Source organism: Rubrilithobacter danxiaensis (genome assembly GCF_047272945.1).
Lineage (GTDB): Bacteria > Bacteroidota > Bacteroidia > Sphingobacteriales > Sphingobacteriaceae > Rubrolithibacter > Rubrolithibacter danxiaensis.
Window position 1 is genome coordinate 236,468 of sequence record NZ_JBKOPS010000006.1, and the last position, 12,803, is coordinate 249,270.

The 12,803-nt window shown below is 40.3% G+C and carries 12 protein-coding genes; 7 read left to right on the top strand and 5 right to left on the bottom strand.

Going from position 1 to position 12,803, the window contains the following annotated elements; all coding sequences use genetic code 11:
• Positions 1–50: 50 nt before the first annotated feature.
• The 3 genes from ACLCDL_RS09900 to asnS form a co-directional block, all read right to left on the bottom strand.
• Entirely contained in the window at positions 51–539 is a 489-nt protein-coding gene (locus tag ACLCDL_RS09900; RefSeq protein WP_423148129.1) for a hypothetical protein, read from the bottom strand.
• Between the two features lie 175 nt (positions 540–714).
• The gene (locus ACLCDL_RS09905; protein WP_423148130.1) at positions 715–1,797 is read right to left on the bottom strand and encodes a competence protein CoiA; all 1,083 of its coding nucleotides are present in this window, start codon (positions 1,795–1,797) and stop codon (positions 715–717) included.
• 257 nt (positions 1,798–2,054) lie between these two features.
• The gene (asnS, locus tag ACLCDL_RS09910) at positions 2,055–3,503 is read right to left on the bottom strand and encodes an asparagine--tRNA ligase (RefSeq protein WP_423148131.1); all 1,449 of its coding nucleotides are present in this window, start codon (positions 3,501–3,503) and stop codon (positions 2,055–2,057) included.
• A 255-nt stretch (positions 3,504–3,758) separates the two neighbouring features.
• On the opposite strand from asnS, the gene ACLCDL_RS09915 reads away from it, so the two are divergent.
• The gene (locus tag ACLCDL_RS09915; RefSeq protein ID WP_423148132.1) at positions 3,759–4,244 is read left to right on the top strand and encodes a CHRD domain-containing protein; all 486 of its coding nucleotides are present in this window, start codon (positions 3,759–3,761) and stop codon (positions 4,242–4,244) included.
• Between the two features lie 56 nt (positions 4,245–4,300).
• Here the strand turns inward: ACLCDL_RS09915 and ACLCDL_RS09920 are convergent, their stop codons facing one another.
• Both ACLCDL_RS09920 and sucC read right to left on the bottom strand, forming a co-directional pair.
• The gene (locus ACLCDL_RS09920) at positions 4,301–5,293 is read right to left on the bottom strand and encodes a Kelch repeat-containing protein (RefSeq protein ID WP_423148133.1); all 993 of its coding nucleotides are present in this window, start codon (positions 5,291–5,293) and stop codon (positions 4,301–4,303) included.
• Positions 5,294–5,407: 114 nt separating this feature from the next.
• Entirely contained in the window at positions 5,408–6,601 is a 1,194-nt protein-coding gene (gene sucC, locus ACLCDL_RS09925; RefSeq protein ID WP_423148134.1) for an ADP-forming succinate--CoA ligase subunit beta, read from the bottom strand.
• A gap of 128 nt (positions 6,602–6,729) precedes the next feature.
• On the opposite strand from sucC, the gene ACLCDL_RS09930 reads away from it, so the two are divergent.
• The 6 genes from ACLCDL_RS09930 to ccoS all read left to right on the top strand — a co-directional run bounded on the left by ACLCDL_RS09930 (position 6,730) and on the right by ccoS (position 12,721).
• Positions 6,730–7,389, top strand: a complete 660-nt coding sequence (locus tag ACLCDL_RS09930; protein WP_423148135.1) for an ABC transporter ATP-binding protein — start codon at positions 6,730–6,732, stop codon at positions 7,387–7,389.
• A gap of 11 nt (positions 7,390–7,400) precedes the next feature.
• Positions 7,401–7,886 (top strand): ATP-grasp domain-containing protein, encoded by a 486-nt coding sequence (locus ACLCDL_RS09935; protein WP_423148136.1) that lies wholly within the window; start codon positions 7,401–7,403, stop codon positions 7,884–7,886.
• Positions 7,886–8,500 (top strand): HAD family hydrolase, encoded by a 615-nt coding sequence (locus tag ACLCDL_RS09940; protein WP_423148137.1) that lies wholly within the window; start codon positions 7,886–7,888, stop codon positions 8,498–8,500. The genes ACLCDL_RS09935 and ACLCDL_RS09940 overlap by 1 nt, the downstream gene beginning before the upstream one ends.
• A gap of 7 nt (positions 8,501–8,507) precedes the next feature.
• A complete protein-coding gene (locus ACLCDL_RS09945) occupies positions 8,508–10,052 on the top strand; it encodes a S41 family peptidase (RefSeq protein WP_423148138.1) in 1,545 nt (514 codons plus the stop codon).
• 126 nt (positions 10,053–10,178) lie between these two features.
• Positions 10,179–12,566, top strand: coding sequence for a heavy metal translocating P-type ATPase (locus ACLCDL_RS09950; protein ID WP_423148139.1), 2,388 nt, complete (start codon positions 10,179–10,181; stop codon positions 12,564–12,566).
• A complete protein-coding gene (ccoS, locus tag ACLCDL_RS09955) occupies positions 12,563–12,721 on the top strand; it encodes a cbb3-type cytochrome oxidase assembly protein CcoS (protein ID WP_423148140.1) in 159 nt (52 codons plus the stop codon). The genes ACLCDL_RS09950 and ccoS overlap by 4 nt, the downstream gene beginning before the upstream one ends.
• Positions 12,722–12,803 lie beyond the last annotated feature (82 nt).

The window sequence follows — 12,803 nt, forward strand, 5'->3', positions numbered from 1 at the left end:
ACGAAACCCCGCCTATTGCAAATGTGCTGTTATGCCCAGTTTTTCTTCTGTCAGAAAGGTTGTCCCACATTTTTCTTGAATATTAAACAGAAGGCTTCGTCCGCTTTTCCATATAGCTTTTCATAACCGTTTAAGTTATTTAAATAGTTGTCGAGTTGTTTATTTGTCAATGTCGTTGTCAACTGCAAGTCGGTAATTTTAAACGGAAATTGACTGTTGTTAGGATTTGGTGTATGTAAGAATAGTGCGTCACTTGAACTGTCGAAGTCAAGTAAAACAGAATAGAGTTGAAAGTCTGTTTTTAGTTTTTTTGTCCTGTCAACGAGTATGTCAAAGTGACGAAACAACTTGTCTAAATGTGGTCTTCTTCTTTTGAAGCTGTCATTACCGTAGCCTTTCCAGTCAAAGTGCAGATGCCAATTGTCGAACCACGTTTTGGAATTGTCAAAGTCAAGCCACGTTGCTTTGTCAAGGTCATTTTCAACAGCAAGGTTTTTATAGTATCGTTTAAGTCCTCTATGTTTTCTAATTCCATTCATGTCGTTGTGTTGGTGTCGTCCTAAAATTGGGCATAACGGTTTCGGGCTTTGCGTTCGGGCGGGTTTCGGAGCACAAAACTGTCAACCAGCACTGAACTTGAATAGAAGCACAAAGCTCCAAGTTTGCACGTCACCCCGCCTGACGCAAAACCCGTGTTATAGCTCGTTTTTCTTTTCATTCGCAAAATTGTCCGTTGTCAGAGTAGCACCAATGTTGTCCTTCTTCCTTTGTCGCTTCAAACTCTATTTCTATTTTATGTCTTATGCCGTTGGGGTCGTTCTGTCCGTCCATTTTTTCTGTGTTTAAGAACCAATCGCCAAAAATTGAGTCACAGTAGAAGCAGCCGTGTGATAAATAGCTGTCGTGAACTGTTTTGCTATATCGCTTTTTTAGTTGTCCGATTTTGAGATTTTTACCTTTCTCTGTTTGTAAGAACTGCTTTACAGCTTCATATATTTTGGGGCTTTTGTCAATATCGTCATTGTCCCACATTGAACCCATTAAATAAAAGTCCTGATTGCATACCGTAACAAGATTTTGTTCGACTGTCCAAAGGTGTTGGGGTTTATGGCACTTCCAACAGCTTGTTTCAAAGAAAACGATTGTTACTTCTTGTTTTGGTTTCAGTCGAATGTGTTCGCAGAATTTTAATCTTCTTTTTAATAAGCTGTCTACCAAAGTCCTTAATGGAAGTTGTGTCTGTTTGAGTTGAGCAATAATGTTTGAGTTGTCGTCTTTAAATATTTTGAATGCTGGTATTTCTTTGTCAGCTTTTAGATGTTCGTCATATTCTCTTAACTCCTTTGGTGCTGTGCGGAAAAACCAGCAACCACGAACATTTGATTCTTTATATCTGTCTTGGCGAAATTTTGTGTCTTCAAATGTCTGTTTGCTCCATTGAACTTCAAATGCAATTCGTTTTTCATTTCGGATAGCCAAAACGTCTGCTCTCCAATTAGTTTCTGAAAATTCAGGTATCGCTTTCCAGCCATTTTCTTTGCAAGCTTCTATTATTTCAATTTTTGCTCTCAAATGTTCTGGTGATTCTGGTTTCCAGTCGCAAGTGTTGTCTGATTTTGCGTGAACGAAGTGTCTAAGACCTTTGCTACTTGTCCTTAAAAATCCAACGTGTCGGCAACACGGCAATGTCAAAACGGACTCTTTTGATTTGAGCTGCTTTTTTAAATCTTCCCATTGTTTTTCGTCTTGGTCAATGGAAATGATTTCTTCATTGTCTATGTATGCTCTTAATGGCATTTCTTTCTTTTGTTGTCGGTCTTCTTAAAATGAGCTATAACGAGTGGCTTTGCGCACACTTTCGTATATTTCTGTTATATCTGTTGTTATTCTTCTAGCCTAAACACGCATTATAGTTAAAACAATATTAAAACATAGTTAAAAATTTATCCCTGCAATTCCAAATAGAAGTGCTAATTATAAAATATGCTGAAAATATAAAAAGCAGAGAAAGAATGTTTTTCTCTGCTTTTAGCATATTGATTTAAGGTACGAAACTAAAACTCCGCGTTTTTCGGCGTACGCGGGAAAGGAATTACATCACGGATGTTTGTCATGCCGGTTACAAATAAAACGAGGCGTTCAAAACCTAAACCAAAGCCGGCATGCGGTGCGGAACCAAAACGGCGGGTATCCAGGTACCAGGAAAGTTCTTCGGCCGGGATGTTCATTTCCTGCATGCGTTGTTCCAGCATATCCAGGCGTTCTTCCCGCTGCGACCCGCCAACAATCTCCCCGATACCGGGGAATAAAATATCCATCGCCCTTACGGTTTTTCTGCCTTGTTCATCCGCTTCATTCTGCCTCATGTAAAAGGCTTTAATTTCTGCCGGGTAATTGGTTAAGATCACCGGTTTTTTGAAGTGCTTTTCTACCAGGTAGCGCTCGTGTTCTGATTGCAGGTCGGCGCCCCAGTTATCAATCAAATATTTGAATTGTTTTTTCTGGTTGGGTTTCGAATTCTTCAGAATATCGATGGCTTCGGTGTAGGTGAGGCGCTCAAAATCATTGTCGAGGCAAAAGTTCAGCTTGGCTATCAGGTCAAACTCCGAGCGTTCGTTCTGCGGTTTCTGCTTTTCTTCTTCCAGTAAACGGTTCTTCAGGAATTCAAGCTCTTCGGAACAGTTTTCAATCGCATAGCTGATCACATATTTTAACAATGCTTCCGCCAGGTCCATGTTGTCGTTCAGATCGTAAAAGGCCATTTCAGGCTCAATCATCCAAAACTCAGCTAAATGCCGGGTTGTATTGGAGTTTTCAGCCCTGAAAGTAGGTCCGAATGTGTAAATATCGCCAAAGGCCATGGCTGCAAGTTCTCCTTCCAACTGCCCGGAAACGGTAAGATTGGTAGCTTTTCCGAAAAAATCTTCTTTAAAGTTAACGGAGCCGTCTTCATTCCTCGGCGTATTTTCAAACTCGAGGGTAGTAACGCGAAACATTTCTCCGGCACCTTCCGCATCCGATCCGGTAATGATCGGCGTGTGCATATAAATAAAACCACGATCGTTAAAGAATTTGTGTACGGCAAAAGCCAACGCATTACGAACCTTGAAAACAGCATTGAACGTATTGGTGCGAAAACGAAGGTGAGCTATTTCCCGTAAAAATTCCAGACTGTGTTTTTTAGGTTGCAAAGGATATTTTTCGGGATCGCTGTCGCCCAGTATTTCGAGCTGCTGCACCTTGATCTCTACTTTCTGGCCTTTTCCCAAAGATTCTATCAGTTCTCCCGTTACAGAAACTGCCGCACCGGTTGTTAACCGTTTCAATAAAGCTTCGTCCGTATTATTAAAGTCAACAACTGCCTGAATATTATTGATAGTTGAACCATCGTTAATGGCGATGAACTGATTGTTACGAAAAGTTCTTACCCAGCCTTTAACCGTAACCTGTTTGTTGAATTCAGTAGTGTTAAGCAGATCTTTAATCTTAGTACGTTGAAGCATAATCCTTTTTCTTTTACATAATTAATAATATTCCTTTAGGGAATAGTTGAAATGTTTTGCAAAAATATAAACCTTCCCCGCATTACGAGTAATATCTGTTTAAATATGAGGAAGTAACCTGAATTTTAAATCGGTACTGGTTCCGCCGACTGTGGTATAAAAAGAATTCTGTTTATTTCTTCCTCCTGCTCCTTTTAACAGGTGAGGAGGCAACCTCCTCTTTGCGATGAACGTACCTGTTATAAAAATCAGCTTATGAAAACACTTATAAAAAATCAACTGAACGCACTGCTGTTTATTTTGGGAGTACTGGTATTTGCTATGTCTGCCTGTAAAAAAGATAAGAAGGAGGATGCGAACCCATTAAAGACAGCTACCATACAATTGAGTGGCGCAAATGAGGTGCCTGCAGTTACAGACGGAGGCAGCGGTACGATAGAAGTAGCGTTCGATCCAATTAGCAGGGTGATCTCTTACAACCTCAGCTGGCAGTTAGGAGCAAGTTCTTCTACAACTACAGGAATGCATTTTCACGGTGCAGAGAATGGTTCTCCCAGCACGAGTTCTCCTGTTGAAATTCCGGTAACGGGTTTTAGTGCCGGTAATTCAGGAACATTAAGCGGTTCTACCGATCCTTTAACACAAGAGCAGGCAAACGAATTGCTGGCAGGAAAATGGTATTTCAATGTTCACAGTTCCGCCCATCCGTCCGGCGAAATAAGAGGGAATATTATTTTTTAATGGTTTTGGTTTAAATGCAGTTTTGAAAAGCCATTCCCCGATCGGGTGGTGGCTTTTTACTCACTTTCAAATACTTCTATTGCAATATCGTCAGATCCCGCTCCGCCGGCTATGTAAATTTTGTCGTTTAGTATAGCTCCGCCCACTCCGTTGCGGGCTTTGTTCAAATCTGCGGCGTGTATCCAGCCGGTGCTGCCGGCAGGGTCAAGGTAATAAACATCTTTCTGGGGGCCATTGGGAGTACTTTTGGTCGCTCGTTCTCCGCCGATATAGAAGATTTTATTATGAAGGTTTACAGCGGTTCCTCCACCTGTTCCCAAAGGCAGGCTGGCATCTAATGTTGACCATTTTCCGGTTTTAAAATCGAAGCAATCTACTTCCAAAATGGTTTTATCGAAAAAGGACATAAAATTGCCGGGTTCGTGGTAACTTGTATTACGACCGCCGATAGCGTATAATTTATCATTTACAACAACAGCCGTTGAGTGATCGCGGATGTGGGGAGCGTTGGGCAACTTTCTCCAGGTTTTCGTTTCAGGATCATACTCGTCAAACATGTTGGTAGTTCCGCTTACATGCCCATGCTGAATGCCATTTACCAGGTAGATTTTTCCTTTATAGACTGCAGCGCCGGCTGCTGCTCTTCTTCTTCCTGCGGGAATTTCGCCTTCTTTTTTCCATCGGTCTTTTTCAGTATCATAGCTATAAACATGCGTTAGTGTATGTTGATCCGGATAAGTTCCTCCTGAGAATGCTTCCAATACATAAATTTTGTTTTTATAAACAACAGGCTGAAAATGGTGTATTTCTGCAGGGGCGGTAGCTTTTTTAGTCCAGACAGAAGTGGCAGGATTGAAAATTTCAACCGGTGCCGGTGCTCCCTGTCCGCCAAGTAAATATAGTTTTCCATTTACCGCCGCTAATCCGCACTCGCTGCGGCCCTCTATTTTGTCGTTTGTACTGATAAGTTTCCAATGTCCGTTCTGCGCTTTGATTACCGGGGGTAAAATAAAAAGGAATGCCAGGATAAAAAGGAGAGGTGTTTTCATAGCAGGAAGTTTTAAAGAAATAAATTTCCTGATTCTTTTTATAAGGAAGAAATAGAAAACAAAAAAGCCATTGCGGGCATGCAATGGCTTTTGAACTTAAAACTATGGACTTTCTTATTTTGAAAGTACTTTTGTTACCAGTTCGGCAGCCTCTTTAAGAAGAATGGCCGAGTAAACCTGTAGTCCCGATTCATCAATAAGTTTTTTAGCTTCTTCGGCATTTGTTCCCTGTAAGCGAACAATGATTGGCACAGGAATATTGCCTATTTCATTATATGCATCAATAACGCCTTGCGCAACACGATCGCAACGAACAATACCTCCGAAAATATTAATAAGTATCGCTTTAACGTTCGGATCTTTCAGTATGATATTAAATGCGGCTTTAACTGTCTGTGCATTGGCAGTTCCACCAACGTCCAGGAAGTTTGCAGGTTCGCCACCCGCTAATTTTATGATATCCATGGTTGCCATTGCCAAACCGGCTCCGTTTACCATACAGCCTACATTTCCATCTAATTTAACGTAATTAAGGTTTGATTCGCTGGCTTCTACTTCCATCGGATCTTCTTCGGTTACGTCACGGTAAGCAGCATAATCCGGGTGACGGAATAAGCCATTTTCATCCAGATTAACCTTTGCATCTACGGCAATTATTTTATTGTCAGAAGTTTTTAAAACAGGATTGATCTCAAACATAGATGAATCTGTAGCTTCATACGCTTTATAAAGTGCAGCTACAAATTTGGTCATATCTTTAAAAGCTACTCCGCTCAAACCCAGGTTGAAGGCAATTTTACTTGCCTGGAACGGGCGCAGTCCAACTTTCGGGTCAATTTCTTCTTTAAAGATCAGATGGGGAGTTGTTTCTGCAACATGCTCGATATCCATCCCGCCTTCGGTAGAATACATAATAATATTGCGTCCTTTTGCACGGTCTAACAGAACGCTCATGTAAAACTCTTTGGTTTCACTTTCACCCGGATAATAAACATCCTGCGCAATTAAAACCTTATTCACTTTTTTACCTTCCGGACCAGTTTGCGGAGTAATAAGCTGCATCCCGATTATTTGAGAAGCTTTTTCTCTTACTTCATCCAGGTTTTTTGCAAGCTTTACACCACCGCCTTTTCCACGTCCGCCTGCATGAATTTGTGCTTTTACCACAACCCAATCAGAATTGTAATCTTCTTTCAGCTTTTTGGCAGCTTCTACAGCTTGTTCCGGGGTATCTGCTACAATACCTTCCTGAACCCGAACGCCGAAACTTTTTAATATCTCTTTACCTTGATATTCGTGAATATTCATTGATTCAAATTTGCGGTAAAACTACAAATCGTAGCCTGTTTTTAAAATTTTTATCTGGAAAAAGATTAATTGGATGAATCAGGTTGAGATGTAAAACAATTTTCCTGCAGCTTTCTTTATCTTCGCACATGCTTACGGCTTCAGGAATTACTAAATCTTACGGAAAGCTTGAAATCCTCAAGGGTGTTGATCTGGAGGTCAGGCAAAAGGAAATTGTCACTATTCTTGGTGCATCCGGTGCCGGAAAGAGTACCTTGCTTCATATTATAGGCACCTTGGACAAACCGGATGCAGGGGATTTATTAATCCACGGTGTGAGGGTGAATAAGCTGTCGCCTCAGCGCTTAAGTGCTTTCCGCAACGAATACATTGGCTTTATTTTTCAGTTCCACCATTTATTACCGGAGTTTACTGCACTTGAAAATATTTGTATCCCGGCATTTATTGCTAAGAAGGGCAGAAAGGAAGCAGAAAGCAGGGCTTATGAACTTCTGGAAATGCTGGGGCTTAAACATCGTGCAGATCATAAACCTTCCGAACTTTCGGGCGGAGAGCAGCAGCGGGTATCTGTGGCAAGAGCATTAATGAATAAACCTTTAATTATTCTTGCTGATGAACCTTCAGGAAACCTGGATTCAGCCAACGCGGAAAATCTGCACAAATTGTTTATTCAGCTGCGGAATGATTTCGGGCAGACTTTTGTAATTGTAACCCATAATGAAGACCTTGCAGAAATGTCTGACCGTAAAATTATGATGAAAGACGGGCAAATAACAGATCATTTATAAATAACGCTACATTGAACATACTCATTACCGGCTCTACCTTTGCGAACGCTTATAAACTGAAAAGGTTACTGGAACGTGAAAACAGCGTTTTCCTCGCCGATGCAACAGAACTTCCGGAATTCCTTCTAAAGGGCTCTTCATTTATTAAAATTCCGGGCGCTCATTCCAATACTTTTGTTCATGAGATGTTGAAGATTTGCCTGGATAACAGCATTGAAAGAGTATATCCTTTATTGAAGCAGGAAATTAAAGCATTAGCAGATGCTATTCAATTGTTTGAGGAGTATGGTATTGAACTGATGATTCCTGCAAAAGATCAGATTGCTGAACTCTTACCTCTAGAGGTATATTCAGGGCGGGAGATTGTGGTTATTGCACATGGCGAATGTGTTGCAACAACTGCTGCAAATAATCCGAAAATTCCTGCTGATACAGAGCGGGGTGTTTTCTGGACAAATAAAGAAAATACTGCATTTAACATCTTTACTGCCGATTAATGTTAACTTACCAGGATATCCCCTCAGGAAAGAAGGCTTTTGTTTTTGAGCTTGATAATGTAATTTATCCCGAAAAGGATTACCTGTTGCAGGTATATTATCTGTTCGCCAGTTTTATAGAATATACAGAAACATTTCCGCCTGCTGCAGACCTGCTTCAATTTTTAAAAACCAGCTACGAACATAAAGGCGCTACAGGAATTTTTGACAGGGCTAAAGAAGCGTTTGGAATAGATGAAAAATACCGCGAAAACTTAGATCGTTTACATAAAAATGCTCGTCTTCCTTTAAAATTGCTTATTTATAAAAATGTTCTTCAGCTGTTACAGCAGATTGTAGTTGACAGAAAACAGATTTTTCTGCTAACTAACGGAAACCCCGAACAGCAGCTGAATAAGATCAGGCAAGTGGAATGGAACGGATTGGAGCAATATTTGACCGTGTATTTTGCAGACGAAATTAAACCAAAACCAGAGACGGATGTCCTACTTTTTCTCATTGATAAATATAAACTGAGCAGAAAAGAGATCATCATTTTTGGAAGCTCTGAAACCGACCAGGAATTTGCGGCATCAGCAGGAGTTGATTATATTGAAATACAGGATTTGTTATAAAGAAATTATGAAAATTAAATCTACAATTATTGCGATCGTATTTGGCGCATCCTTTATGCTGCTGGGCGCAGGATGTAAGAAAGATCCAAAACCCAAGGTTAACAGGGATGCGCTTACCAAAGACTCTATTTTCTTGTACGCAAAAGAAGTGTATTACTGGAACGAAGCTCTGCCTGAGTACGCTTCATTTAATCCCAGGGGTTTTTCTTCTTTTGAACAGGAGTTGTATGCCATTACACAGTATCCCGTCAACCCGGTTACAGGCAAATCTTATGAATACATAGAAAGTTATCCGGGAGAATCAAAATATTCTTTTATAGATGACGGCTCCGTATCTTCCGAACTTGGAGGTGTTGGAGGCGATTACGGATTTTCTGTTAATTACAATACACAATCGGATTTAAGAGTGAAATATGTGTATGCGGGTTCGCCGGCTGCAGCAGCAGGGTTGGAACGCAGCGACCGGATAATAGAACTTAATGGAAGAACTTCGCTTGATGCAACGAACGATGCCGATCTTGATTTTGTTAACAATGCCATTTTTGGCGGAGAAAAAGCTGTTTCAATGAAGATCAGAAAAGCCGACGGTTCTACTAAAGATGTTACCGTTAACAGCGGAACTTATGATCTGGATCCGATTCTTTATACCCATATTTATACGGAAGGAAATAAAAAGGTTGGTTATATTGTATTTAACCAGTTTACATACAACGATCAGGTATATGCTGATTTAAAGGAAACAATTAACAGCTTTTCAACTGCAGGAGTTAGCGAATTAATTGTCGACCTGCGTTATAACGGAGGGGGTTCCGTGCAAACCGCTGCAGACTTTGCAAATCTTATTGTTCCGGCCGCTCAAAACGGCAAGGTAATGTTTACAACCTATTATAATCAAACCTTGCAAAATTTGAAGACTCAGCAGCAAAGAAAGTCGTCTATTCTGGTCAATCAGCCTTTGACGGATCAAAACAACAAGCTTCAATATTCTAGTGATGCAGCGAACGGAAAATATTATACCTATGCCGACATCGGTTTTGCCCCAACCAAGGCAGATTATAACGTGGAAGTGTTTAAAAAAGACGGAAGCCTGAATGTGAGCACTGTTTATTTTATCGTTACCGGATCCACGGCCTCCGCCAGTGAGTTGCTTATAAATAGCCTAAAACCGGCAGTAAACGTTAAGTTAATTGGAAAAAAGACATACGGTAAACCTGTTGGTTTTTTTGCCATACACATCGATAAATACGATATGTATATTCCTGAATTTGAAACTAAGAATCAGCAGGAAGTGGGAGGTTATTATACCGGGATGGCTGTAGATAAGGAAGGTTATGAAGATTTATCGAAAAAATTCGGCGATCCTTCTGAAGTCTATCTGTCGTATGCGCTTAATCATGCCGCAAACGGAACTTTCAGTGTAAGTAATCCTTCCATTTCTGCAATTAGCAGTACAAAATTCAAGTCTTCCTCTGCCGGGCAGAAAATTACTGCCGAGTTTGGAAATATTGAATTTAAAGGGATGATATCTGTACCTAAAAATCCACACAAGTAGTATCAGATTGAAATGATTTAACAGCCGCAAACAGCGGTAGTGACGAAAATCATTATTTAAAATCCCTGACGTCATAAATAAAATCCTTTATCTGTTCCATCTTTGGAAAATCAGAAAAAGGGTTTTATGAGTACTATTACTTCTGCTAAAACAAGTTGTTATCACTGCGGTTCAGAATGTTCAGACAGCACCTGGCAGATTGAAGATAAAACATTTTGCTGCGTAGGCTGTCAGAGCGTTTTTCAGATATTATCAAAAAATAATTTATGTAATTACTATCATTATAACGATAGCCCGGGCGAAACTCAGAAAAGGGTTAAAGCACATTTTGAATATTTAGATGAGCCTTCCATCGTTTCTCAATTAATTGATTATTCTGATAAAGATATTACTGTAGTTACATTTTATATACCCGCTATTCATTGCAGTTCATGCCTTTGGTTATTGGAACATCTTTATAAGATAGAAAGCTCGGTTGTAAATTCAAGGATTGATTTTTTAAAAAAGGAAGTTACCATAACGTTCCGGCATGCGAATTTTACACTACGGCAATTAGTTGAGCTTCTTGCTTCCATCAGTTACGAGCCCTCTATCAGTTTGCAGGATGTTGTAAAGGAAAAAAAGAATTCGGTAAACCGGCAGCTGATAAAGAAAATTGCTGTAGCAGGCTTTTGCATGGGGAACGTAATGTTATTCAGTTTTCCTGAGTATCTTGGCCTATCTTCCATTGAAGCACAGTTCAAAAACCTGTTTGGGTGGCTTAATCTTGCGTTTGCAATTCCGGTAACTTTTTATTGTGCAACAGATTATTTCAAATCGGCATGGGCCGGATTAAAGAACAGGCTTATTAATCTGGATGCACCTTTAGCTCTGATTGTTGCGGTACTTTTTCTTCGTACTTATTATGAAATACTTACTCATTCCGGTCCGGGTTTTACCGATACCCTCAGCGGACTGGTTTTTCTCCTTTTAATGGGAAAATGGGTTAAACAAAGAAGTTATCATCATCTTTCTTTCCAGCGTGATTATCGTTCGTATTTCCCCGTAGCAGTTACGGTTTTAAGAGACGGTAAAGAAAAACCTGTTGCAATAAGCGAACTGGTGGTAGGCGAGCGTATGCTTATCCATAACAATGAAATTATCCCTGCCGATTCTATTCTGCTAAAAGGCGAGGGTTATTTTGATTTCAGCTTTGTAACGGGCGAATCAGCGCCGGTGAGAAAAGTGCTGGGAGAAATTGTGTACGCAGGCGGAAGGCAGATGGGAGAGGCAGTGGAAATGGAAGTGATAAAACCGGTGTCTCAAAGCTACCTTACAAAACTTTGGAACAACGAAGCTTTTGATGAGAAACGTGAAAAGATTATCGGGTTTAACGATCGAATTGCAAAATACTTTAGTCTGGTTGTTTTTGCTATAGCTTTTGGTTCTGCCGCTTTCTGGATTTTTTCGGAGAATACAGATAAAGCCTGGGCAGCTTTTACTGCGGTTTTAATTGTAGCTTGCCCGTGTGTGCTGGCTTTAAGCACTCCTTTTACCCTTTCGGCAGTTTTAGGAATTTTTGATAAGAATGGGTTTTATTTAAAGAATACCGATGCGGTAGAGCAGCTCGCAAAAATAAATACGATGGTTTTTGATAAAACAGGAACTATCACATCTCCGGATTCTGTAAATCTCCGTTTTCAGGGCGATCTTACCGGGCATGAGGCAATCTTAACAGCATCCCTTTGCCGGAATTCAAATCACCCCTTAAGCAGAGAAATTGTTAAATGGGTAAAAAACAGTCAGTTTTTAGATGTTACCGAGTACAAAGAACTGGTTGGGCAAGGCATAAGCGGATTTATTGAAGGGCACGAAGTTTTACTCGGAAACGCGGCTTTTGTAAGTTCCGGTATTGCAAAAACAGATTCTTCCACTGTTCATATTCGTATTGATGGTGAATATAAAGGGTTTTTCCTGTTTAAGCAGGAGTGGAGGGATGGATTAGAAGCTCTTCTTGAAACAGTAAGTAAAAAGTATCCTCTTCATTTAATTTCAGGCGATAATGAAACGGATAGGGCCGTGTTAGGAGTTGTTTTTCCGCCCTCAACGCCCATGCTTTTTAAGCAAAGCCCCCAGGAAAAGTTAAACTATATCAGCCATTTGCAGCAAGCCGGAAAAAAGGTTATGATGTTAGGAGACGGACTGAATGATGCCGGAGCACTTAAACAAAGTGACCTGGGAGTTTCGGTAAGTGATGATATTAATAATTTTAATCCCGCATGCGATGCTATTCTTGAAGGTGATTCCCTGCCGAAACTGCCAAAATTTATTAAACAGGCGCAAGATGCCATTAGAACAATAAAAATGAGTTTTGTTATTTCGGCTTCATATAATCTAATTGGAGTTTATTTTGCTGTTCAGGGAACGCTTTCGCCACTCACCGCGGCAGTTTTAATGCCCTCCAGTACCATAACAATTATTGCATTTACCAGCTTTGCAACACATTATTTCGCAAAGAAAAATCAGTTGAAATGAGTATAATCTATTTTTTAATTTCCTGTAGTATCCTGATGGCCCTCATTTTCCTGGGTGCGTTTTTCTGGTCGGTAAAAAACGGGCAGCATGATGACGTACATACTCCCGCCATCCGTATCCTTTTTGACGATGATAAACCCGAACAGGAAGATTAATTCTTTTTCCTGTCCGCGTATCTATATATTATTTCCCTTGGTCTGTGTCCTCGCAGGCCGAATTTTTTCATTCCTTCTACCT

Excerpts from the sequence above, each read along its gene's own strand:
- ACLCDL_RS09920 (WP_423148133.1), bottom strand. The coding sequence starts at position 5,293 with ATGAAAACACCTCTCCTTTTTATCCTGGCATTCCTTTTTATTTTACCC.
- sucC (WP_423148134.1), bottom strand. The coding sequence starts at position 6,601 with ATGAATATTCACGAATATCAAGGTAAAGAGATATTAAAAAGTTTCGGC.
- ccoS (WP_423148140.1), top strand. The coding sequence starts at position 12,563 with ATGAGTATAATCTATTTTTTAATTTCCTGTAGTATCCTGATGGCCCTC.
- asnS (WP_423148131.1), bottom strand. The coding sequence starts at position 3,503 with ATGCTTCAACGTACTAAGATTAAAGATCTGCTTAACACTACTGAATTC.
- ACLCDL_RS09915 (WP_423148132.1), top strand. The coding sequence starts at position 3,759 with ATGAAAACACTTATAAAAAATCAACTGAACGCACTGCTGTTTATTTTG.
- ACLCDL_RS09905 (WP_423148130.1), bottom strand. The coding sequence starts at position 1,797 with ATGCCATTAAGAGCATACATAGACAATGAAGAAATCATTTCCATTGAC.
- ACLCDL_RS09945 (WP_423148138.1), top strand. The coding sequence starts at position 8,508 with ATGAAAATTAAATCTACAATTATTGCGATCGTATTTGGCGCATCCTTT.
- ACLCDL_RS09930 (WP_423148135.1), top strand. The coding sequence starts at position 6,730 with ATGCTTACGGCTTCAGGAATTACTAAATCTTACGGAAAGCTTGAAATC.
- ACLCDL_RS09950 (WP_423148139.1), top strand. The coding sequence starts at position 10,179 with ATGAGTACTATTACTTCTGCTAAAACAAGTTGTTATCACTGCGGTTCA.
- ACLCDL_RS09940 (WP_423148137.1), top strand. The coding sequence starts at position 7,886 with ATGTTAACTTACCAGGATATCCCCTCAGGAAAGAAGGCTTTTGTTTTT.
- ACLCDL_RS09900 (WP_423148129.1), bottom strand. The coding sequence starts at position 539 with ATGAATGGAATTAGAAAACATAGAGGACTTAAACGATACTATAAAAAC.